Origin of the sequence: Pedobacter sp. KBW06 (assembly GCF_003852525.1) — a bacterium.
GTDB lineage: Bacteria > Bacteroidota > Bacteroidia > Sphingobacteriales > Sphingobacteriaceae > Pedobacter.
Map to the genome: position 1 here is coordinate 1,017,133 of NZ_QAJL01000001.1, position 22,101 is coordinate 1,039,233.

Annotated in this window: 19 protein-coding genes; 6 read left to right on the forward strand and 13 right to left on the reverse strand. The window is 43.6% G+C overall.

Going from position 1 to position 22,101, the window contains the following annotated elements; translation table 11 throughout:
- Positions 1-29: 29 nt before the first annotated feature.
- Positions 30-659, reverse strand: coding sequence for a DUF6266 family protein (locus DBR43_RS04030; protein WP_124578128.1), 630 nt, complete (start codon positions 657-659; stop codon positions 30-32).
- 676 nt (positions 660-1,335) lie between these two features.
- Here DBR43_RS04030 and DBR43_RS04035 point away from each other — a divergent pair.
- The 3 genes from DBR43_RS04035 (at position 1,336) to DBR43_RS04045 (ending at position 3,675) form a co-directional block, all read left to right on the forward strand.
- Positions 1,336-1,560, forward strand: coding sequence for a hypothetical protein (locus DBR43_RS04035; protein ID WP_124578130.1), 225 nt, complete (start codon positions 1,336-1,338; stop codon positions 1,558-1,560).
- Positions 1,561-1,699: 139 nt separating this feature from the next.
- A complete protein-coding gene (purB, locus tag DBR43_RS04040) occupies positions 1,700-3,046 on the forward strand; it encodes an adenylosuccinate lyase (protein WP_124578132.1) in 1,347 nt (448 codons plus the stop codon).
- A 77-nt stretch (positions 3,047-3,123) separates the two neighbouring features.
- Positions 3,124-3,675 (forward strand): NifU family protein, encoded by a 552-nt coding sequence (locus DBR43_RS04045; protein WP_124578134.1) that lies wholly within the window; start codon positions 3,124-3,126, stop codon positions 3,673-3,675.
- A 109-nt stretch (positions 3,676-3,784) separates the two neighbouring features.
- Here the strand turns inward: DBR43_RS04045 and DBR43_RS04050 are convergent, their stop codons facing one another.
- The 5 genes from DBR43_RS04050 to DBR43_RS04070 all read right to left on the reverse strand — a co-directional run bounded on the left by DBR43_RS04050 (position 3,785) and on the right by DBR43_RS04070 (position 10,019).
- Positions 3,785-4,585, reverse strand: a complete 801-nt coding sequence (locus DBR43_RS04050) for an inositol monophosphatase family protein (RefSeq protein ID WP_124578136.1) — start codon at positions 4,583-4,585, stop codon at positions 3,785-3,787.
- 11 nt (positions 4,586-4,596) lie between these two features.
- Positions 4,597-5,751: a prolipoprotein diacylglyceryl transferase gene (locus tag DBR43_RS04055; RefSeq protein ID WP_124578138.1), complete on the reverse strand. Its 1,155-nt coding sequence runs from the start codon at positions 5,749-5,751 to the stop codon at positions 4,597-4,599.
- A 31-nt stretch (positions 5,752-5,782) separates the two neighbouring features.
- Positions 5,783-7,102 (reverse strand): tRNA (N(6)-L-threonylcarbamoyladenosine(37)-C(2))-methylthiotransferase MtaB, encoded by a 1,320-nt coding sequence (mtaB, locus tag DBR43_RS04060; RefSeq protein ID WP_124578139.1) that lies wholly within the window; start codon positions 7,100-7,102, stop codon positions 5,783-5,785.
- A 53-nt stretch (positions 7,103-7,155) separates the two neighbouring features.
- Positions 7,156-7,722 (reverse strand): UbiX family flavin prenyltransferase, encoded by a 567-nt coding sequence (locus DBR43_RS04065; RefSeq protein WP_124578141.1) that lies wholly within the window; start codon positions 7,720-7,722, stop codon positions 7,156-7,158.
- A gap of 179 nt (positions 7,723-7,901) precedes the next feature.
- Positions 7,902-10,019 carry a sulfatase-like hydrolase/transferase gene (locus DBR43_RS04070; protein ID WP_124578143.1) on the reverse strand — a complete coding sequence of 706 codons (2,118 nt, stop codon included), beginning with the start codon at positions 10,017-10,019 and terminating at the stop codon, positions 7,902-7,904.
- Positions 10,020-10,199: 180 nt separating this feature from the next.
- Here DBR43_RS04070 and DBR43_RS04075 point away from each other — a divergent pair, with 180 nt between their 5' ends.
- The 3 genes from DBR43_RS04075 (at position 10,200) to DBR43_RS04085 (ending at position 13,483) form a co-directional block, all read left to right on the forward strand.
- The gene (locus DBR43_RS04075; RefSeq protein WP_124578145.1) at positions 10,200-11,069 is read left to right on the forward strand and encodes an AraC family transcriptional regulator; all 870 of its coding nucleotides are present in this window, start codon (positions 10,200-10,202) and stop codon (positions 11,067-11,069) included.
- 60 nt (positions 11,070-11,129) lie between these two features.
- Positions 11,130-12,974, forward strand: a complete 1,845-nt coding sequence (locus DBR43_RS04080) for an alpha-L-fucosidase (RefSeq protein WP_124578147.1) — start codon at positions 11,130-11,132, stop codon at positions 12,972-12,974.
- Positions 12,975-13,096: 122 nt separating this feature from the next.
- Complete coding sequence (locus DBR43_RS04085; RefSeq protein ID WP_124578149.1) at positions 13,097-13,483, forward strand: hypothetical protein; 387 nt, start codon at positions 13,097-13,099, stop codon at positions 13,481-13,483.
- Positions 13,484-13,586: 103 nt separating this feature from the next.
- On the opposite strand, the gene DBR43_RS04090 is transcribed toward DBR43_RS04085, so the two are convergent.
- The 7 genes from DBR43_RS04090 to DBR43_RS04120 all read right to left on the reverse strand — a co-directional run bounded on the left by DBR43_RS04090 (position 13,587) and on the right by DBR43_RS04120 (position 22,045).
- Positions 13,587-14,843 carry a DUF2264 domain-containing protein gene (locus DBR43_RS04090; RefSeq protein WP_124578151.1) on the reverse strand — a complete coding sequence of 419 codons (1,257 nt, stop codon included), beginning with the start codon at positions 14,841-14,843 and terminating at the stop codon, positions 13,587-13,589.
- 95 nt (positions 14,844-14,938) lie between these two features.
- Positions 14,939-16,570 (reverse strand): beta-N-acetylhexosaminidase, encoded by a 1,632-nt coding sequence (locus DBR43_RS04095; RefSeq protein ID WP_233602848.1) that lies wholly within the window; start codon positions 16,568-16,570, stop codon positions 14,939-14,941.
- A 5-nt stretch (positions 16,571-16,575) separates the two neighbouring features.
- Positions 16,576-18,018 carry a sulfatase gene (locus DBR43_RS04100; protein ID WP_124578155.1) on the reverse strand — a complete coding sequence of 481 codons (1,443 nt, stop codon included), beginning with the start codon at positions 18,016-18,018 and terminating at the stop codon, positions 16,576-16,578.
- A gap of 4 nt (positions 18,019-18,022) precedes the next feature.
- Positions 18,023-18,793: an SDR family NAD(P)-dependent oxidoreductase gene (locus DBR43_RS04105; protein ID WP_124578157.1), complete on the reverse strand. Its 771-nt coding sequence runs from the start codon at positions 18,791-18,793 to the stop codon at positions 18,023-18,025.
- An 11-nt stretch (positions 18,794-18,804) separates the two neighbouring features.
- Positions 18,805-19,944, reverse strand: coding sequence for a DUF4861 family protein (locus DBR43_RS04110; RefSeq protein WP_124578159.1), 1,140 nt, complete (start codon positions 19,942-19,944; stop codon positions 18,805-18,807).
- A gap of 62 nt (positions 19,945-20,006) precedes the next feature.
- A complete protein-coding gene (gene kduI / locus DBR43_RS04115; RefSeq protein WP_124578161.1) occupies positions 20,007-20,849 on the reverse strand; it encodes a 5-dehydro-4-deoxy-D-glucuronate isomerase in 843 nt (280 codons plus the stop codon).
- A 26-nt stretch (positions 20,850-20,875) separates the two neighbouring features.
- Positions 20,876-22,045, reverse strand: coding sequence for a glycoside hydrolase family 88 protein (locus tag DBR43_RS04120; protein ID WP_233602850.1), 1,170 nt, complete (start codon positions 22,043-22,045; stop codon positions 20,876-20,878).
- Positions 22,046-22,101 lie beyond the last annotated feature (56 nt).

The window sequence follows — 22,101 nt, forward strand, 5'->3', positions numbered from 1 at the left end:
CGCCTTTTTTGTTATAAGATATTTTGTATTTATCCATTCAGGTTTCCAAGATATGTACTATTGGAAATCCGCCTTCCATCAGCCGACTTAAAGCAGATATAGGCTTCTATTGGTTCATTCAACAGAGAGGTTTCCGTTACTTCCATTAAATATTGTCCTGCATCTCTTCGACACGCATTAAGTGTAAAAGTGGCGTACTCACTGAGCGGATGTAAAAGCAGAATCATCACGATATCATCACCATATCCCCCATTTCCATCCCAGCGGATATGAACACCTCTCTTTACCAGCTTCATCTTAAGGTTTGTTGAAACCTCAAGTTCTCCATAACTAAGTACCACTTTACTATAGTCTACACCGATATTAGGATATTCACCCTTCAATGCCTTCTTTTTATTATAAGAAGTAGCCAGGTTGTGTGCATTTTTAATTGTTCCGCTCGCTTCAAGTTCAAAGCTGGAATTGATAAAACCAGTGATAGGTCTTATAAGATCCATGGTAACCGACATGGCCTGATAGTTGGCCAACTGATTTATACTGGGCTTTTTGTAAGTTTTACCGATAGTTCGTACTACAGGCTGTCCATTTAACACATAAAAGACCAGATTTTTTATTTTTCCTCTTAGGGGGCCTAATACCCCATTTGGTGCTTTTGCCATAATAAATTTGATTAAATTGTTTAAATATTAAAGATAACTGAATTGCATGAATTTATTTTATGTCTGAGATATCTCAGCATTCATGTCTGTAACATCAGGCATAGCGCCTTTGTTTTTACCTGAAGTATAGCTTCCGATTAAATGGGTTTAAAAGGGGGAAAAGCCCTATCAGGCCCTCTCAACCCCTACCGTCAGCCTAGCCCTGGCCAGCTTTATTAAGGCAATGTTGTACCATTCTATCAGACTGCATCACCAGATGGGGGACAGGAATAACTGAACCAAAATAAACAAAGTTACCACCTTCTCAAGCCAGCTTTGATTTTAGCTCAGCATTTTACCCGCCTTTAACAGGCTTCCCAGCGGGCATGCACCAAGTATAGACCCTGGTTAGAGCCTGCATAACCACAAGCCGTTTTATTCGGGGTATTTACCAGGTTTTCAGCCTGCCCAAAGCAAAGATTTCAAGGCCTTATTCCTGATCTGACTTTACATAAAAATCCAGTTGATTTTGTGGTATTCCTGATAGCGGTTTGCATTGACCCCGATTCAGACCCGATTCCTCCCCTATTTCCGTCTAAAAAAATATTTTAAAAATATTTTCAAATACCCGGGTTACCTTTCTGACATTAGCGTATTAATCTGTAAAATTAGTTAATTACCTTAAAACAAAAATAGAATGAAAAACGCATTTAAATTTGGCTTTGCAGCTTTAGCAATCACTTTATCAGTAGCAGCTTGTACTTCAGAAAAAACTGGTACTTCTACTGACACTACTAAAACTGATTCTGGTGCAGTTGTTACAACTGTTGATACTACTGTAAAAGACTCAACTGTAAAAGATACTACTGTTAAAACTACAACAGAAGCAACTAAAGAAGCTGCTAAACCAGCTGCTCACTAGTTTAAATAACTTATAAAAAAAAGGCTTTGGAGATATCTAAAGCCTTTTTTTTGTGCCCTGGATTTATTTTAGCCCCCTTTCCCTTCCCAAAAACGGCTAATAATGCGTAACTTCGCGCCTGTAAACAACCATAATATTCATGAATTTATCTCCACTTCAAGCTATTTCTCCAATAGATGGCCGTTATAGAAACACCACTCAAAGCCTATCTAAATACTTTTCTGAATCTGCCCTCATCAAATACAGGGTATATGTAGAAGTAGAGTATTTCATTTCACTATGTGAAATCGGATTACCCGGATTAGCACAATTTGATAAAGCCAACTATGGAAAACTACGCCTGATTCATGAGCAATTCAATGATGATCATGCACAGGAAATCAAAGACACGGAGAAAATCACCAATCACGACGTTAAAGCAGTAGAATACTTCATCAAGAAACAATTTGATGAATTGGGTTTCCAGGACTACAAAGAGTTCATCCATTTTGGACTAACTTCTCAGGACATCAACAATACTGCCATCCCTTATACTTTTAAACTGGCGCTGAATGAAGTTTATTATCCAAACATCATCGGATTGATCAGCAGAATTAAAGAACTGGCTACAGACTGGAAAGATGTTCCGCTATTGGCGCATACCCACGGACAACCGGCCTCTCCTACCAAACTGGGAAAAGAGTTCCTGGTATTTGCAGAACGTCTGGAAATTCAGTTGAACAACCTTAAAAACATCCCGAACAGTGCTAAGTTTGGTGGTGCTACAGGAAATTTCAATGCACACCATATCGCTTACCCTTCCATCAACTGGGTGGATTTCTCGAATAACTTTGTCAATGAAGTATTGGGATTAAGCCGCGCGCAACACACCACTCAAATTGAACATTACGATCAGTTTGCAGCACAATGTGATGCCTTAAAACGAATCAACAACATCATCATTGACCTGGACCGCGACATCTGGGCGTACATCTCTAAGAATTACTTCAAGCAAAAAATCAAAGAAGGAGAAGTAGGTTCATCTGCGATGCCACATAAAGTAAATCCTATTGATTTCGAAAACGCAGAAGGAAATGCCGGCATAGCGAATGCCTTATTTGAATTCTTCGCAGCAAAACTTCCGATCTCCCGTTTACAGAGAGACCTGACCGATTCTACAGTACTGAGAAATGTAGGTGTTCCTATGGCACATACCCTGATCGCTATGGCCTCTACTTTAAGAGGATTGAACAAGTTGTTGTTAAACAACGAAGCAATTGCTGCTGACCTGGAAAACAACTGGGCAGTAGTGGCTGAGGCCATTCAAACGGTATTGAGAAGAGAGGCTTATCCAAACCCTTACGAGGCTTTAAAAGACCTGACACGTACCAATCAGAAGATCACAGCAGAGACGATGGCTACCTTTATTGATGGCTTAAACGTCAACGATGCAATAAAAGCAGAGTTAAAGCAGATTACGCCGTTTAACTATACCGGAGTATTTTAAGATATAATGACCTAAAACAGACATCGATAGCTTAAATTGCATCTTTGAATTATTTATTTTTGTAAGAAAAAAAGACAATGACGATCAACGTATATACAGAACAAACCCCTAATCCTGCCACCATGAAGTTTATGGTCAATAAGTTATTGATCAATGGCAGTGAAGATTTTGCGACTAAAGAGAGTGCTGAGCATTCCCCTTTTGCGAAGGAACTGTTCAAGTTCAACTTTGTGAACGGCGTTTTTTTTGCAAGTAACTTCGTGACCATTACCAAGACTGAAGACGCTGAATGGGCAGACATCGAGCCTCTTTTGAAAGAATTCGTAAAGGGTGCTGTAGAATCAGAATATAAGATCAAAGAAGAAACCAATGAAGTGGCTGCCGCTTTCGAAGGAACAGACATTGAGATCAAAATTCAGCAGATCCTGCACGACTATGTACGTCCGGCAGTAGAACAGGATGGTGGTGCCATCAGCTATAAATCATTTGAAGAAGGTGTCGTTACTGTAGAACTTAGAGGTTCATGCAGTGGATGTCCATCTTCTACCATTACTTTAAAATCGGGAATCCAGAACTTATTACAACGCATGGTTCCTGAAGTGAAAGAAGTGGTATCTGAAGCCTTGTAAAACAAGAACAACGATAAACAGAAAGGCCCATGACAAAAATCATGGGCCTTTCTTATTTTACCTTATCATCGCGAAACAACCTGTTTCCTAATTACATTTTCAAATCAGACTACAACTGGCTGTTAAAATGCGTATTCATCGTCGCTAAAATATCCTCGTGGATCAATCCGTTGCTCGCCAGGATTTCTCTTTTCTCCAGAAACTCTGCTCCACCGGAGAAGTTCATGATATTTCCCCCTGCCTGTTGTACAAGATAAGCTCCTGCCGCCACGTCCCAGGCATTCAGATTGTATTCAAAAAAGGCATCAAACCTGCCACAGGCCACATAAGCAAGGTCTGTTGCTGCCGAACCAATCCTCCTCAGTCCATGACACTTTTGCATCATTTCAGAGAACAACTGCATGTATTGCGCCTGCTTGTCAAACTGGTAATAAGGGAAACCGGTAGCCAGCAGGCTATCCGCCAGTGAGGTCCTGGTAGAAACCTGGATTTCTTTATTGTTCAGATAAGCTGCCCCACCTTTATAGGTAAAGAACATCTCTCCCCTGTTGATCTCATACACCACGCCGATAACCGGCTGGTCGTCCTCATAAAGGGCAACGCTGATCGCATAAGTTGGAATGCCATGGATAAAGTTCGTGGTACCGTCTAAAGGATCTATGATCCAGTTGAAAACCTCTCCCCTGCTATTGATCGTTTCTTCTTCTGTTGTAAATCCTGCACCGGGAATCAGCTTGGCTAAATTTCGCACCAGTTGCTTCTCCGCCGTTTTATCTACATAGGATACCAGGTCGTTCAGCCCTTTGAATTCTACTGCATTCGCATCAAAATTCATGGACTCCTTGCGGATAAAATTGCCGGTCAGCCGTGTGATGGCAACTACTTTAGAACAGAGTAATTCGTAATTCAAATCTTTGGATATTAATAATTTGCATGCTTTTCTTTATTCTTCACAGAATAGAGCACCAGAAGCAGACCAGACAGGAACAAGATGCTGGAAATTAATTCCGCCTGTGTAAAACGGATTCCGGCAACATTGTATTTGGTATTCACCCTGATCAGTTCCACAAAGAAGCGCTCCAGACCATTCATCATCAGGTAAATCCCGAACATCATGCCCGGCAGTTTAATGCGGTCACGGATCTTCCAGAGAATAAGGAATAAGATAAAGCAGACAATCACCTCATAGATGGGCGTTGGATATACCGGCGCGGCTAACTCATGACAAAATTTGCCGATACAGCCGGGAATAAGATTCCCTTCATTCGCCACATTGTTTGGATAGGTATAGGCCCACATCCAGTCGGGAAGCCAGCTAAAAGGTTTAGGGTTAAGATTGGTAATTCCCCAATCCCCGTCGCCCGACATATGGCATCCGATCCGGCCGACACTGTAAGCCAGCATCATTCCGGGACCACCAATGTCCAGCATGTGTAAGATTTTTACATTGTTCTTTTTGGCGATGTACAATACTGCGGCACCACCACAGATCAAACCACCGTAAAAAGTAAGTCCGCTGAAAGAAAGCAAACTGCCGATCGGGTCCTGAACAAAAGTATCCCAATGCTCCAGGTTATCGAATATTTTAGCGCCTAAAAAGCCCCATACTGCTGCCCAGACAATCATATTGCCCATCAGCTCGTAAGGGTGCTGCGTTACCTCTACTGTTTTAGGAGCAGGTAATTTAGTCCTGTTTTTTTCTTTATGGTCCCAGTAAGCAAAAAGACCCGCAAAGAACAGTCCGCCAAGCAGACTTCCTTTGGTAGACAACAATACCGTTTGGGCATCACTTACAAAAAGTTTATAATTTAATAAAGCGTAAACCAGTTTATAGCCGATCAGGAATCCGAAAATACCATTATAGAGCAGTTCGATGGTTGTTGCAGGTTTACCAATGGTGATCAGCTTTTTTATCGGATGTAAAAGCCCCAGGGCCTCTTTACGTTTAAATTCCTGGGTAAAAGCCCAGTAGCCTGCGATAAAAGCCAGCGCAACAAAAACGCCAAATGTATTAAAAGGAAGGGGTACCTGAACGCCGAAAAGATACTCTATAAAATGAGATACGGTTGGAAACATACGGATAAAAAAGTTTTATGCGAATATAGGATTAATGCGCTAAAACTTCTTCGGTTTCTGCAACTTCTACCTCTCCATCAGCAGTAAGTTCGATCAATTTCACTGTTTTGATCTCATTTACCATCACCGGATCATATTTCGCTTTTACTTTCACATAGTTTTTTGTGAAACCATGCATGAAACCATCTTTCTGGTCATCTTCAAAAAGCACTTCACCTACGGTACCAATCTGCGACTGGTAAAAAGCCCTGCGTTTTTTGTCTGATAAGATGTGCAGCATTTTACTTCGGTCTGCCCTCGTGCTTCCGGCTACACGGCCCTTCATCTCTGCCGCCGCGGTCTGCTCACGCTCAGAATAAGTAAACACGTGTAAATAGGAAATATCCAGTTCATTTAAGAACTGATAGGTATCTAAAAAGTCTTCATGTGTTTCGCCCGGAAAACCAACGATCACATCCACACCGATACAGCAATTTGGAATCAATGCTTTGATCGTGGCTACACGTTCAGTATATAGTTCTCTCTGGTAACGTCTTTTCATCAATCCCAGGATCTTATTGGATCCGGATTGTAATGGAATATGGAAATGAGGTACAAAGCGTTTGGAATGTGCTACAAACTCAATGATTTCATTGCTCAGCAAATTCGGCTCTATGGAAGAGATCCTGATTCGCTCAATGCCTTCCACTTCATCCAGTGCCCTTACCAGGTCGAAGAATTTATCTTCTCTCTTGCCATCCCTGATGCCGAAATCGCCCAGGTTAACCCCGGTAAGCACGATCTCTTTCACACCACTTTCTGCAATTTGCGCTGCGCGGTTGACCACATTTTCTATGGTATCACTGCGGCTTCCGCCACGTGCAAGTGGAATGGTACAATACGTACATGGATAATCACAACCGTCCTGAACCTTTAAGAAAGTCCGGGTTCTGTCGCCGATAGAATAAGCTGCAATAAAGTTGTGGTTAACTTTCTCAATGTTCTGCTGATGAATAACGGCCTTAGGCTGTTTGGTCAGGTCGGAGATGTATTCCACGATGCGGAATTTTTCTGCTGCGCCCAATACCATATCCACACCTTCGATTTCAGCAATTTCTACAGGTTTAAGCTGCGCATAACAACCCACAATAGTGATGTAGGCATTAGGTGCATATTTAAGTGCTTCCTTAACCACCTTGCGGCATTTCTTATCCGCATGTTCCGTTACGGAGCAGGTATTGATCACATATACATCTGCCGCCGCAGTAAAATCCACGACTGCATAACCTGCATCGGTAAATAACCTGCCTATAGTGGAAGTTTCAGAAAAATTTAACTTACAACCCAGTGTATAAAATGCAACCTTCTTCATTAGCCCTGATAAATTTCCTTAGAGAATTTGCAAAGATAAGTTTTTAGATGGGATTATTCCTCATTCCAGCGGAAACTATCCATACTAAGCCCGGCCAGGTCAATCACACGGCTGACCACCGTCTGGGCGACTTCTTCAATGCTCTTTGGAAGGCTGTAAAAAGAAGGACTTGCCGGGCAAATGATTCCGCCAGCTTCCGTTACTGTCTTCATATTATTGATGTGAATGAGGCTGAAAGGCGTATCCCGCACTACGGCGATCAATTTCCGGCGTTCTTTCAGGACCACATCTGCCGCCCGGCTGATGAGGTCATTGGAGATGCCATGCGCGATTCTTCCAAGCGTTCCCATGGAACATGGAATGATAATCATAGTGTCAAATTTTGCAGAGCCCGAAGCGAAAGGCGCATTGAAATCCATTTTCGGATAAAAAGTGAAGGGGTAAAGATCATAGTCTGCATTGCCCAGCTCAAAGCGCCAGACTTCCTTCGCATTGTCGGACATCACCACCCCTACCTTTTCAATCTGGTCAGAGAGCTTCAGCAGGTTATCCAGGAGCAATTTAGCGTAAATGGAACCACTGGCTCCGGTGATGGCAACGACGATTTTTTTCTTATTCATAACGCCGGTAAAGGTACGGAACCCCTATGAACAAAAAAGGGTCGAAAATAAATTTCCGACCCTACATCTACCTATGAAAAACATACCCTCGAAAGGGTAAGCCCAAATGTAATTAACTTTTTGATTAAATGAAAGTTTAAACACTTTTTTTTGCAATCTAAATCTTCTAAATACAAGGCTTAAAGCAAATATTTTACGCAATACAGATTTTTGTTGCTTAACAATGACCAATCAGATCTGCCTTCTTTATACTTCAGCACCAATTCTCCTGTTTCTCCCGCCTTTTTCAAGGCATAAATTTTAACCGGATGGTATCCGGCTTTCAACTTCACTGTTGTAAAAATTTCTTTACCCGACGTATATCCAAAGTCCGCATCCAGTAATTCTGCCTCATGTAACCGTACATAAGCTTTACCTTTCGTCTGAAGAGAGAAAGTATAATTTCCATCCTCAGGCGCTTTAAAATAAGCCTCATACAGGACCATCCCATCCGCAGTACCGGCAAGAACCTGCTTTAACCCTCCGGCTCCTCCTTTTTTCTGCGCCGCTTTCTCTTTTTCGGAAATTACCCATGGAAAGTCACCTTTAAAAAAGCGCCAGTTCAAACCAGGTTTGAGTCCTTTGGAAACAGGCGAAGCAGGAATGGCAGCTCCATCATAAGGACGGGGAGCTTCGGCATCCACCCTCCTTAGCTGCAAGACTTTAGCCTTCATTTTTTCCTGCATCTTCTGATAGGCAGGATCAGCAGCAAGGTTCTTTGTTTCTTTGGGATCGGTAACGACATTATAAATCTCAAAATCATCAGCGGCAGATTTGATCTGGTAACGGACACCCACCAAATCCCCGAAACGAATCATCTGCATCTGATCGCGCTTTCTTCCTCTCCGGCTTTCTTCGAACGATTTAAAATCCGGTGTTCTTCCACCTTCAGTATATTCTACATATACCTGTCCTGCTTCCTGTTTGCCTTTTCCGGTCAGTACAGGCAATAATGAGACCCCATCTGTTCTTGCCGGAACGGAGATCTTTGCTGCGTCAGCAAAAGTCGCCATCCAGTCTGACAACATGCTGGGGCTGCTGATGCTTTTTCCCGGAGCAATATGTCCCGGCCAGCTGGCCAGCGTAGGCATTCTCAGTCCACCTTCCCAGACATCTCTTTTGATCCCGTCGAAAGGGCCAAAACTTCCAAAAAACTCCGGACTGTTAGGGGCAAATCCTTTTGGAAGGTAGGATTCTATGGAAGGGCCATTATCTGATGTAAAAATCACCAGTGTATTTTCTGCGATGTTCAGATCCTGCAGCAGTTGGGTCAGATCCCCAACCGCATCATCAATCCTTCTGTTCGCCGTCGCATATCTTTTATACGTATCCGGCCAGGCAACTTCCGGAGTAGCCGCATTCTGATCGTCGTCATAAGTAGCATTCGCATAATCCGGATGCACATAAGTATCAATCTCTCCTGAAGCCGTATTGATCATATTTCCGCCTTTTCCGGTCCATTGCAATCCGCCTTTAAGACCGCTTCCTTTAGGATAAGCCTGAGTTGGCAATTCCAGTACCGCATGAGGGGCATCGTAGGCCAGAAACATAAAGAAAGGTTTTTTCGCGTCTTTTCCCTGCTCATGATCTACGATCCATTTTTTCGCATAGGCCGTCCACAGATCTGTGGTATAACATTTACTCAGCTCCGCAGCAACATTGGTATAATTGTCCCAGACCTGCTTTTTGCCGCGATATAATCCTTCATAAGGATAATGCTCATGGCCATCGGCATGCCTCATATAACCAAAGAACTGATCAAAGCCTCTTTTTGAAGGATGGGCGGGCCAGTTGGGTTCCTCTTTGGTTTCGCCCTGCAAACCCCATTTTCCAATCGCTGCAGTAGCGTAGCCGCCTGCTTTTAACATCCCCGCAACGGTATGGTTGTTTTCGATCTGTTTGTCGAACTGGTTATCTCTTACACTGGCATTGCCCTGGTTCATTCCCGTCATGAATGAAGCCCTGGAAGGGGCACAAACCGGGGCATTGCTATATTGATTTGTGAATTTGGCACCGGAAGCAGCCATCTGATCCAGATGTGGTGTCAATTGAAAAGGCAGTGCTTTGTTTCCCTTCTGCTGGCGCTGATTTTGAAAGAAAACACCAATATCACCATAGCCCAGATCGTCGGTAAGGATGAAAATGATATTCGGGGCAACTGGTTTTGATTTTTTTACCTGCGCCTGCAGCCTTGCAGGAAGAAAAGCAATGGGGATCAGAAAAACCATTACTGAGGTTTTCCAGGTTCTTTTGGTCATAATTTATTCGGTTTGTGTGTTGTTAAACCAAAGTTATTAGTTTTTATGGAATAGCATAACCGGAATTATTCAGCGAAATCGGCAATTATTAAGCAATATTGGCAGATTTAAGTGTAATTGTTAAATTACAAGGTATTTTTAAAAGATTTTTATACTTTTATCATTACCTAACCAAATATCATGAAGCCACAACTACTCAAAGTTTCAAACAACCTTGTGAATTCATTTAGTGCAAGAAGAGATAAGGTTCCTTACATCAACAACCGCTGGCATTACCATGCCGAGGTTGAACTGATCTATTTTAAAAAGGGCAACGGCACCCAGTTTATCGGAGACAACATCAAGCGTTTCAGATCCGGCGATGTCGTACTTGTAGGTGCACACCTGCCCCATTACTGGAGGTTCGACGACAGCTATTTTAATGAAGATGAGAAGAACAATGCCGATGTAGTGGTAGTCCATTTCAATGAGAACTTCTGGGGAAGCCATTTCCTGAACCTTCCGGAGAATAAAGCCTTAAAGCTGACCCTGGAAAAGGCACAAAGAGGGATTCAGATTCCCGATAAGAATAAAAAAGCCATTGGGGAACTGATCGAGTCTATCCTGCTTTCTGAGGGCTCCAAACGGATCATCTTGTTGATGGAAGCTTTGCTCGCGATTGAAAACTGCACGCCAAACCACCTGCTTTCTTCCATCGGTTTCCGCCACGATTTCGAGGAAATTGAGAACGACCGGATCAATGCCATTTACAATTATTCCCTGGCCAACTTCAAAAGAAAAATCCAGATGGAAGAAATGGCTTCCGTAGCCAATATCAGTCCGAATTCCTTTTGCCGTTATTTTAAATCAAGGACCCGAAAAACCTATACCCAGTTCATCAGTGAAATCAGGGTCGGACATGCCTGCAAACTGCTGATTGAGGACAGCATGAATGTAAAGCAGATCTGTTATGAAAGTGGCTTCCACAACTTCGCCAGTTTTCATAAACATTTCAAAATCATCACAGGAAAGAGTCCTTTAACTTATCAAAAATCCTATTTACAAAAATAAGCCTGCCTACAAACACACACACAAATACAACATTAACAAACGAAACCTACACACAATTCTATGAACAAGAAGACCTTACTGTCTTTTCTGTTTTTGCTGGTGTTCTTTTCAGAGAACAAAGCACAGGAAAGCAAAACCCAGGACAAGAACAATGCTAAAAAAATGGAATGGTTTACCGATGCCAAACTGGGGATATTTATCCATTGGGGCATTTATTCGGTCAACGGAATTTCCGAATCCTGGGCATTTTTCAATAATTACATCAACCATGATAATTATATGAAACAACTGGATGGGTTTAATGCCGCCAGTTACCAACCGGAAGAATGGGTAAAGCTCATTAAAGAAAGTGGTGCCAAATATTCGGTCATTACCACCAAACATCATGATGGAATCTCTTTATGGGATACCAAAGCCCCTAACGCAACAACGACGATCAAACATAGCGCTGCGAAAAAAGACCTCATCAGTCCCTTTGTAAAAGCTTTAAAAGCTTCGGGATTAAAAACAGGATTGTATTTCTCCCTGCCCGACTGGAGTTATCCAGATTATGATGTTTTCACAAGAGAGCATAAAAGATACAAGCTTACAGAAGAGCCTAAGCGATGGAACAAATACCTGAGCTATTACCATAAGCAACTGGACGAACTGTCTTCGAATTTCAAACCAGATCTTTTATGGTTTGATGGAGACTGGGAACATTCAGGAGAAGAATGGCAGGCACAAAAAGTGCTCAAAGGATTGCGCAGCTATAACCCCAACATCATCATCAATTCCAGGCTCAACGGCCATGGCGATTATGAAACACCTGAACAGGGAATTCCGGTGGTAAGACCTGCCGGAGATTACTGGGAACTGTGTTATACGATGAATGATTCCTGGGGTTACCAGCCTTACGATTACAAGTACAAATCCCCGAATATGATTGTAAGAACCCTGGTAGACTGTATCAGTATGGGTGGAAACCTATTACTTGACATCGGCCCTAAAGCAGATGGAACCATCCCTGAACAACAGGTAAAAGTGCTTAAAGGACTGGCCCGCTGGACCCAAAAACATGGAGAAGCAATTTACGGAACCCGTGCAGGAATCCCTGCAGGACATTTCGACGGAAAAACCAGTCTTTCCAAAGACCGCAAAACCTTATATCTATATGCAGACTGGGCACCATATGATGGAATTTTATACCTTAAAGGTATCCAGTCCAAAGTTAAATCTGCTAAAGTTGTGGGCAATAACAATCATGTCGAACTCAGCAAAAACGGAAATGACCTTAGTTTAAAGATCTCTGAAAGCTCGGTTGATGCGGATGTAACCGTACTTGCCCTTCAATTTGATGAACCTTTAAAACTGGAAGAAAAAACCAGTGTCAGCGTAAACCTGACGGAAAAGAAAAAAGAACCTGCAAAACAACAGATCACCGAAATTGCCAATGCACTGCAGGATGGAAACAACCCTTTCTTAAACACCAAACTGGCGGTAGACGGACTGGGATTTGAAACAGAAAAGAAAAACCTGAACCCGGAAGTCTACAACTGGATCACCAAAAATGCAGAAGGCCTGTTCCAAACAGGAAAAGGACTTCCTGAAGGACATTATCAGGGCAACAGTGCCTTATCTGCCGATAAGAAAACCGTTTATCTTTTTGTAGAAGGAAAGCCAACAGGCCCTATTGCCTTAAAAGGAATTAAGAACAAAATCGCGAGGATCAGGATTGTGGGTGAAGGCACAATGATGGAGCCTGAAATCTACAATAAACTGTATTGGAGTGCGATTCCTGGAATCATTTACATTCCGGTTCCACAGGACCGTCTGGACAAGAGCTTAACAGTGATAGCAGTTCTTCTGGATGGAGAGGTAGATTTATACCGGGAAAAAGTAGGCGCAATTGAAAGCAATTTATAGGTTTTCAGCGCCTCCCGGCCGGGACGTTTAAACAACTGATTAAAAAACCATTAGCCGAAAAATAAAATCGTTTAGCTGTAGCGTTTATCCGATGACAACCGTTTAGGAAAAAAACATGTTTTATGAAAAAAGGATTACTCTTATTATTCATCGCCATTTCGGCCCTCTCCTTCTCCTGTAAAAAAGATAAGGCTGCACCACGATCCCTTGAGATTTACGGTAAATGGAAACTGACAGAAACGATGACCGATCCCGGCGACGGAAGCGGCAAATACATGAAGGCAACAGGTGAGCCAAAATACCTCAATTTTAATAAAGATGGCAAATTGGAAGGCAATGCCCTCTCTTTTGATACCTTTCGCTATAAGATCCTGGATAGTACAAAGATGGAAGTCCTGTATAACGTTTACCTTCCGGCACAAATTTTCGGTTATAAACTTAGCGAAGAAAATCTGGAGATCTACCCTCGCTGCATTGAAGGATGCGGACTGCGGTTCGTAAGGCAGTAAAAAACAATATTTAATAAAAAATCGGGTGTGTTTTTTGAAACACACCCGATTTTAATTTTAAAAAACCTGTTACCTGTTTTAAATTAAAACCTTGCTGCCTACTTTAGAAATTTACCGCATGGTCTTCCTCGTAAGCCCCTCCCGACCAGGCTTTTTTTCCTGACCATTCTTCTGCCGGACTTGTCCAGAAAACATCATCCGCAGGCAAGCCTAAAGGCAAAAATCCCACACTACATAAATATAAACTTCCGGTACTGATATAGGTTTCGGCAGCCTGTGGCTGATGGCCGCAGAAGCCCAGCTGTAACCATCCTGTTGTACTAAATGTACCTTTCATTTCGAATTGTCTTTTCATGACTGCCGTGAGTGCAGAACGCACCTGTGCCGGACTGATCATCTTTGGCAACTGGCGGTTCAATGCCAGCTGTGCCAGTGGCTGGAAAGCCCCTACCCGATAAACTACAGACCTGCCGATTGCCGGATAAGTCGCCTCAGGAGAGATCATGCGCTCCTGACAGGCTGCATAACGCTGCATTCTTTTCAGCATCAGCTCATATTCCTCCGACTTCGCCAGTCCTTTTTCCGCCAGCACTTTCAGTATATCCACAAGCATTGGCTGGATCACAAAACCATTGTAATAGTCAAAATGAAACTTCTCTCCGTCACCATACCAACCATCACCTTTGTACCATTCCTTATGTTTGTCAATGGCATAAGTTACCCGTTCCTGCTCCCATTCTGCTCCAACCTTTAACAAAAACACTTCTACCATTGCAGAGAACAACAGCCAGTTGCTTTGTCCGGGTTTAATCCACCTCAGGCTTTTAAAAGCGCTGATGACCTGTTTTTTTCCTTCCTCCGGAAGTGGTTCCCAGAGTTGTAAAGGGGCACGTAAAAGAGCGTGCGACAAAAATGCCGCATCCACCAGCAACTGCGATTCTCCCCTTTTTACAAAATCAGTATAATCCGGAGAGGCAGGATTAACGATATTCAGAATGCTCTTCCTGGCCATCTCCGCAAACTCTGCCCTCTTTTTACCTTCTGCACTTTGATCAGCAGGCAAAGACAGCCATCCTGAAATCCCTGCCAGCGTACGCCCCAATGCTTCAAGATAAGTAACCTCTTCTACCTTCTTTCCATAACCCGCAGGTTTTTCCAGAGGCATATTTTTCTTTAACTCCTCTTTGCTCAGGTTTTTCAATACCGGCTCCGCAATGCGGATCATCAATGACACCCAATATTCCCGGTCCGATTTTGCAGGCATGAAAGTTTCCGGAATGGCAGCAATGGCCTTCCCCGGACTTACAAACCCAAACAATCCGGCTAAAGGGGCAATCTTAAAAAAGTTTCTTCTTTTCATTGGAACTTATTTGGTTGTTTTCGTGTTGTTTATTGATTTTTTTCGATCTTTTATTGTTTTTCAATGGTCCTCAAGAGTCCGCAAGCTCAGTTCAATTACAATTCAGTATTGAAACGTTTAACCCCCTTACCCACTTTTACAGGTTCCGGGTATTTACGACTTTGAAATGGATCATAATAATAAATCCCATCAGCCTCATAAAGTGCCAAATGCCCTTTTAAGCGTTCCATAAACTGCGGAAAATCTTTCTTTCTTCCTACAGACCAGGCGGCTTCTGCAAGCGCCGTAATCCTTGGAAAAAGCAAATAATCCAATCTTTGCTCCGTCTGAACCGTTTCTGTCCATAAGTTCGCCTGAATTCCTAAGATCTGGTTTTTATGAAGGGCCTGGGACTGGTAATCTTCCCCCGAAAAGGCGTATACATTTTCCAGCGCGTTATAAGTTTTATTCCACTTCCTGCCGTAACGGTGGGTGCTGTCCTGAACAAAATCAAAGTACAAAGGCAATCGCGGACATAAAACCGTTTCATAGCCTTTATTCAAGGCTGATTTCAATACCTCCGGCTTATCCTGTCTCCACCAAAAAATAATCGTCTTATCCTTTGGCAATCCTGCATCTGTCATCTCATCCCAAACCAGTAATTTGGCATTCATACGGAATAACGAATCCGCCATGCGTTTCATAAAATAAGTTTCTACCTCTTTTGTTCCGGCAAGATTTTTATCCTTCATTAAAGAAAGAATCTCCGGATCAACGGCCCATTTCTGATTGCCATAGCTCACTTCATCACCACCAAGGTGCACCATTGCAGAAGGGAACAACACATTCGTTTCTTTCAGGATATTGCTCAGGTAAGTGTAAGTCGCTTCTTTTCCAGGGTTAAACGTAAACTCCGGATGTCCCGGAGTGCCGCCACCACTAAATTCCGGATAGGCCTTATTCGCTGCTGTCGCATGTCCCGGCATATCTATTTCCGGAATCACCGTAATAAATCTTGCTGCAGCATAAGCCACCACTTCCTTTATTTGTTCCTGGGTATAATACTGTGCTGGAGCAAACTCATCCACATAATTTCCTATTCCCCCAACCAGGGCAAGCTTTGGATATCTTTTGATCTCGATCCGCCATGCCGGTTCATCGGTCAGGTGCCAGTGCAACTTATTCAACTTATAGAAAGCCATCCAGTCGAGGATGGATTTCAGTTTCTCCATGCCAAAGAAATGTCTGGACTCGTCCAGCATAAAACCTCTCCAGCCATAGCCAGGCTCATCTTCTATTTTCCATCCGGTCAAAGTCAGCAGGCCGGCTTTTGTTCTTTTACTCTGCCTGATTACCTGCAATAAAGAAACCGCAGCATAAAACGCACCCGTACTTTCTTTGGCCGCAATCGTAACCCCATCTCTATTGATCTCCAGACTATAAGCTCCGGCAGGCATTTTCTTTTTGGACGACAGCACAAAGCGGATGGCAGGCCCGCCTGTTGCAGGCTGCATGCTCAATGTCATTTGCTGTGTTTTCAATAATTCTTCCTGCAGGTATTGCGCGATGGGCTTAAACACCACATCTCCCGCTATGATTGGGGTATTTGAATTTAATACAAACCGGGCATCTGTTTTTGCCGCGGTTACCGGGGCCGGAATTACCGGACAGTAGTCCTGCGCGGATGCCATTCCGGAGCCCATGATCAGCAGGGCAAAAGACCATGCTTTAATTTTCAATTTCATCATCAACATTAATTTACTTTTCCTGCCGGCCTTCTGTTCGCACCGATACGTTTGGTCAGGCCATCTCCCAGGTCCTGTCTTGCTTCTTCCGCATATCCTTCGATCTTTTTAACGATCTCCGGGTAGCTTGCCTGTACATCATATTGTTCTCCAGGGTCATGCGAAAGGTTGTACAAAGCCATTTTCACCGGAGCATCAGGCGCAGGTCCCGGATATCCGTTTTTACCCGGCAATCCGGCAGTATATGTTCTGGAACTATGCGGAAATACCAGTTTCCAGTTTTTATAACGCACTGCTTTCAGGTTATTGACATCATAGTAATAGTAAAAAACTTCCCTTGGTCCTTTCTCTGTTTTCCCGGTTAGAAGCGAAGAAAAATCCATTCCATCGATTCTGTTTTTAGGCAAAGCTGCTTTCGTGATGGAAACGATCGTTGGCAATAAATCGATATTGACCATCAGCTGGGAGTTGACAGTTCCTGCAGGAATTTTCCCTGGCCAGCGGATGATACAAGGTACCCTTGTTCCGCCATCCCAGGCCGTTCCTTTTCCTTCTCTTAAGCCACCTGAAGAGCCCGCGTGGTCGCCATAGTTTAACCATGGCCCATTGTCGCTGGTAATGATCAGGATCGTGTTTTCAGACAATTTCAGTTCGTCCAGGCGTTTCATGATCTGCCCTAGCGACCAGTCCAGTTCCATCACCACATCGCCAAACAAACCTTGTTCACTTTTCCCTTTGAACGCAGCAGATGCGGCTAAAGGAACATGTGGCATCGGCTGTGCGAGGTACAGGAAAAAAGGATCTTTTTTATGATTGCTGATAAACTCAACTGCTTTCTTTGTTAAGGTGCCTGTGAGTTTCCCCTGGTCTTCCAGGTTGTCATTATAGGCTACTACTTTATCTCCCTCCAGAATGGGCAAACGGGGGTACTTTCCCCTGTAGGTACTGGAGTCCAGTGCTTTTCCATCGTATCCTACCGGCCACATGTCATGAGAATACGGAAGGCCGTAAAAGCTGTCAAAACCGAAATGCACAGGCAGGTAAGGTGCTTTTGAACCCAGGTGCCATTTGCCCAGCATTCCTGTTTTATATCCTGCCTTTTTCAATACGGAAGCAATTGTTTCTTCTGAAGTACTTAAAGCGGTTTTGGCTTCGGGACTTAAAGCATGGGCCAGGCTCAGTCTGTTTGGGTAACATCCGGTCAGCAATGCGGCCCTGGAAGGACTGCAAACTGCCTGTGCTGCATTAAAATGAGTCAGGCGCATGCCTTCTTTTGCTGCCCGGTTAAAATTCGGCGTTGGAATACCGGTCATCCCGTAGGGTTCCGTATCTCCGTAGCCCATATCGTCCATATTGATGATGATGACATTGGGGCGGTTCGTCTTTTTATCCTGCGCATTTACCGACAGTGTCAGCGCAAGTAATCCTATGATCAGTATCGTTTTTTTCATGCGCTTACCTCCCCATCCATCCGCCGTCTACGGTCATCACAGTTCCATGCATATAGTTCGAAGCTTCAGAAGCCAGGAAAACAGTGGGCCCTTTAAAGTCTTCTGCCTCTCCCCATCTTCCGGCAGGAATGCGTTCCATAATCGAGCGGCTTCTGTTTTCATCGGCCCTTAAAGCCGTCGTATTATCGGTAGAGATATATCCCGGTGCAATGGCATTTACATTCACCCCTTTTGATGCCCATTCATTGGCAAAGGCTTTTGTCAGCTGACCAATCGCACCTTTGCTCGCCGCATATCCCGGAACGGTAATTCCGCCCTGGAAAGTCAGCAATGAAGCCGTAAAGATCACTTTTCCGCTGCCTCTCAAAATCATCTCTTTTCCAATTTCACGGGTCAGGATAAAAGGGGCCGTTTGGTTTACTGCAATCACTTCATCCCAATATTCGTCTGAATGTTCTGCAATCGGCTGTCTCAAAATCGTTCCGGCATTGTTCACCAGGATATCAATCACCGGATGTGCGGCCTTCACCGTTTCGATAAAGCTTTTCAAAGAATTGCGGTCATTGAAATCACATTGATAAGCGGAGAAATTCCTGCCCAATGCTTTTACAGACTGTTCAACAGCACTATTTTCCAGTTCCAGGCTCGCAGATACGCCAATGATGTCGGCTCCTGCTTCGGCAAGGGCTTCGGCCATTGCCTTACCAATTCCGCGTTTACAACCCGTAACCAGGGCTATTTTACCTTTTAAATTAAATAAATTCAATACTGACATATCTCTTAAGTTTATTGAACAGTTACTTTTAAAGGCTGTTCCAGTGCTTGTTTAAAATTGTTCAGGTAGTCAAACCATGCAGCTGCAGTGGTGATTTCCTGTGCTTTGTTCCATGCCGTGCCATTGTAATACACGATCGCTGTTCCGTTTTTTGTACTCGTCTGGGTTAGCAATTGTTCGTTGCTCACCTTCATTTTCAGTTTAGGGTCCGCTACGATGGTACCGACACCGGTGATGCCATCTGCGCCATGCTGAGGTTCCCAATAGCCCATGATTCCCTGTTGCTCATCCAATAAAAGCTTTCCGGGTTCTGCCCTTTTGATGATGCCGACTACAACCGGTAAGTCCTCTGTACCTGCATATTCATAGTTTGCTTCTACCTTATTCAAATGAGAACCGGCATCCAGCGAAATCGTTTTGGTTACTTTTACCGATTTTCCATCCACATCCCAGTTGTCGTAGCTCAGCTGGAAGGTAAAGCGCAAAGGTCCCTGATCCAGGATTTTCCAGTTGCGGTAATTCATCGGGTAATAGATTTTATCCTTCACAACAGGCGCAATGTCGCCTCCACCTAAAGTCAGGCCTACATGGTAATAGTCGTTGCCATCCCCATGGTCGACATGGTATTCCCCTCTTTTATAGCGTTCGTTCAGGATCATCCTTGTGGTCCGTTTGCCCCAGATGTCTACTCCATAAGCCATTTCCTTTGGTGTTGCCTCCAAAGCTTTGCCATACATTCTGAAAGCTACTTTATCATTTTCCCAGGCAAAATCATCTTTACGTTCCGGCACATAACGGCCAAAAGTCTTCTGAACAGCTTTGGCTGCTTTCCCCGGAACAATGGATAGTTTAACCGCAGCATTTGGCGCCACATCCAGCTGAACCAGCAATTGCTGAGGATCGTCCTCTCCTTTATAGATCAGTTGAAAAGGGACTTCCTTGCTTGCGGCATTCAGTACTTTAAAATTTCCGGTATCGATGCCCGGGAATTTAGAAAGGATGCTTTTCCAGGAGATGGCCGTTACGGCTCCCGTTCTTTTTATTTTTGAAGTATTCTGAATGCTGACGATCGCTTTGCCGTTTTTTGTTTGCGCAGAAAGCACAAAAGGCAGGGTCGCGCATGCACACAAAAACAAGATTATTTTCTTCATTGGTTCCTACAGTTTAAGTTGATAAGGCTGCCCGGAACATTCCGGGCAGCCTTACAAATGATTTATCTCAGTTCGGTGATGGCACAGTGGTCCATATCTCCGTAATCCAGGTTCTCTCCCGCCATACCCCAGATAAAGGTATAATTGCTTGTCCCTGCTCCGGAATGGATTGACCAGTTCGGTGAAATGACCGCCTGTTCATTTTGCATCCAGATGTGTCTCGTTTCCTGAGGCTGTCCCAGAAAATGACAAACACTTTGTCCTTGTGGCACTTCAAAATAGAAGTATACTTCCATCCTGCGGTCGTGGGTATGTGCCGGCATGGTGTTCCAGACACTGCCACTTTTCAGTTCCGTCATTCCCATTTGCAGCTGACAGGTAGGCAGCACACTGTTCACGATCAGTTTATTGATCACCCTGTGGTTTGCCGTTTCTGCCGAGCCCAGTTCTACCACTTCCGCTTCTGCTTTAGAAACTTTTTTCGAAGGGTAAGTATGGTGTGCAGGTGCAGAGTTGATGTAGAATTTTGCAGGGGCATTGCCATCGGCCGAGCTAAAACTCACTTCCTTTGTCCCTTTTCCTAAATATAAGGCTTCTTTGAAATCGATTTCATAACTCGTTCCATCAGCAACTACGGTTCCTTTTCCACCAACATTGATGATGCCCAGTTCTCTTCTTTCCAGGAAATAGTTTGCTTTCAGGTTTTCCGGATTGGAAAGTAATACCGTTTCTTTTACCGGCATCACCCCACCGAAAATATAGCGGTCGTAATGAGATAAAGTCAGGTGGATGGCATCCGCTTCGAAAAGTTTTTCCATCAAAAAGTTATCGCGTAAAGCCTGGGTATCTAATTGTTTTCCTTCATTAGGGCTCAGTGCGAACCGGCTTTCAAAATATGTTTGCATCTTATCTTTTTTTTGTTGTTAATATTTTATGATTTTAAGTACCAGTTTTTATAACGGTGTAAAGCTTCCAGGAAGTAGTAATCCGCATAAGTTAAAGGCACATCAATTTCTGATTTATGAGGGATGGAACCTACGCTATGCATCAATAGGAAACCACCATTTTCTCCAAGTTTAGCACGATAAGCATCTGAAGCAAGGGAACGGATCATCTTTTCTGCCACAGCAACGTACATTTTACGGTCCTTTTTATCTGAATACTGCGCCAGTTCCAGTAAAGCAGAAGCATTTACCGCGGCGGCAGAAGCGTCGCGAAGTGCATTTGGAATTTCCGGTGCATCAAAGTCCCAGTAAGGCACCAGGTCTTTCGGCAGGTGCGGATTGGTAAGGATAAATTTGGCGATATTTTTGGCCTGGGTCAGGTAGCGTTTGTCTTTGGTAAAGCGGTACATCATGGTATAACCATATAATCCCCAGCTCTGTCCCCTGCTCCATGCAGATTCATCAGCAGCGCCCTGAGCTGTTTGTTTCTTTACAACTTTACCCGTTTTCATGTCATAATCTACCACATGGTAAGAACTGAAATCCGGACGGAAATGGTTTTTCAGGGTCGAGTTGGCATGGGTAATGGCAATCTCTTTATATTTTTTATCCCCGCCATGGTCGCTCACCCAGCTCAGCAATTCCAGGTTCATCATGTTGTCAATGATCACCGGGCCGCCCCATTTCTTACTCGCATTCCAGGATTGGATCACTTTCGCCGCAGGACGGTACCTTGTGGTTAATGAAGCCGCAGCAGTATCGATTGTGGCTTTATCTTCCGCTTTGTTAAAAAGGCGGTAAGCATTTCCAAAACTGCAATACATCATGAAGCCAAGGTCATGGTTTCCGGTATAATGTTTTTCCTTTTCAAGGATGCCAAGACGGGCATTTGCTTCTTTCAGGATCTCTGCATCTTTGGTATACTCATAGATATACAAAAGGGTTCCGGGATAAAAACCACTGCACCACCATTTGGTATCGCTTGTCTGTACTTTATCTGTCTTGGCATTATAGGTCTGAGGCATCACATCTGCCGGTACATTTTTGGCCAGCACCTTGTATTGCTGCTCCGCAAATTTAAATTGTTCATCAATCAACTGTCCCATTCCAATCTTTCCCTCCTCATTCTGGGCCATTAAGACCATACTGTTCATCATCAAACAGCTAAAAAAAACTACAAGCTTCCGCATAATCAATTATTTATTTCAAGTTT

Coding starts and splice junctions, on each gene's coding strand:
- DBR43_RS04030 (WP_124578128.1), bottom strand. CDS start 659: ATGGCAAAAGCACCAAATGGGGTATTAGGCCCCCTAAGAGGAAAAATA.
- DBR43_RS04035 (WP_124578130.1), top strand. CDS start 1,336: ATGAAAAACGCATTTAAATTTGGCTTTGCAGCTTTAGCAATCACTTTA.
- purB (WP_124578132.1), top strand. CDS start 1,700: ATGAATTTATCTCCACTTCAAGCTATTTCTCCAATAGATGGCCGTTAT.
- DBR43_RS04045 (WP_124578134.1), top strand. CDS start 3,124: ATGACGATCAACGTATATACAGAACAAACCCCTAATCCTGCCACCATG.
- DBR43_RS04055 (WP_124578138.1), bottom strand. CDS start 5,751: ATGTTTCCAACCGTATCTCATTTTATAGAGTATCTTTTCGGCGTTCAG.
- mtaB (WP_124578139.1), bottom strand. CDS start 7,102: ATGAAGAAGGTTGCATTTTATACACTGGGTTGTAAGTTAAATTTTTCT.
- DBR43_RS04065 (WP_124578141.1), bottom strand. CDS start 7,722: ATGAATAAGAAAAAAATCGTCGTTGCCATCACCGGAGCCAGTGGTTCC.
- DBR43_RS04070 (WP_124578143.1), bottom strand. CDS start 10,019: ATGACCAAAAGAACCTGGAAAACCTCAGTAATGGTTTTTCTGATCCCC.
- DBR43_RS04075 (WP_124578145.1), top strand. CDS start 10,200: ATGAAGCCACAACTACTCAAAGTTTCAAACAACCTTGTGAATTCATTT.
- DBR43_RS04080 (WP_124578147.1), top strand. CDS start 11,130: ATGAACAAGAAGACCTTACTGTCTTTTCTGTTTTTGCTGGTGTTCTTT.
- DBR43_RS04085 (WP_124578149.1), top strand. CDS start 13,097: ATGAAAAAAGGATTACTCTTATTATTCATCGCCATTTCGGCCCTCTCC.
- DBR43_RS04090 (WP_124578151.1), bottom strand. CDS start 14,843: ATGAAAAGAAGAAACTTTTTTAAGATTGCCCCTTTAGCCGGATTGTTT.
- DBR43_RS04095 (WP_233602848.1), bottom strand. CDS start 16,570: ATGATGAAATTGAAAATTAAAGCATGGTCTTTTGCCCTGCTGATCATG.
- DBR43_RS04100 (WP_124578155.1), bottom strand. CDS start 18,018: ATGAAAAAAACGATACTGATCATAGGATTACTTGCGCTGACACTGTCG.
- DBR43_RS04105 (WP_124578157.1), bottom strand. CDS start 18,793: ATGTCAGTATTGAATTTATTTAATTTAAAAGGTAAAATAGCCCTGGTT.
- DBR43_RS04110 (WP_124578159.1), bottom strand. CDS start 19,944: ATGAAGAAAATAATCTTGTTTTTGTGTGCATGCGCGACCCTGCCTTTT.
- kduI (WP_124578161.1), bottom strand. CDS start 20,849: ATGCAAACATATTTTGAAAGCCGGTTCGCACTGAGCCCTAATGAAGGA.
- DBR43_RS04120 (WP_233602850.1), bottom strand. CDS start 22,045: ATGATGAACAGTATGGTCTTAATGGCCCAGAATGAGGAGGGAAAGATT.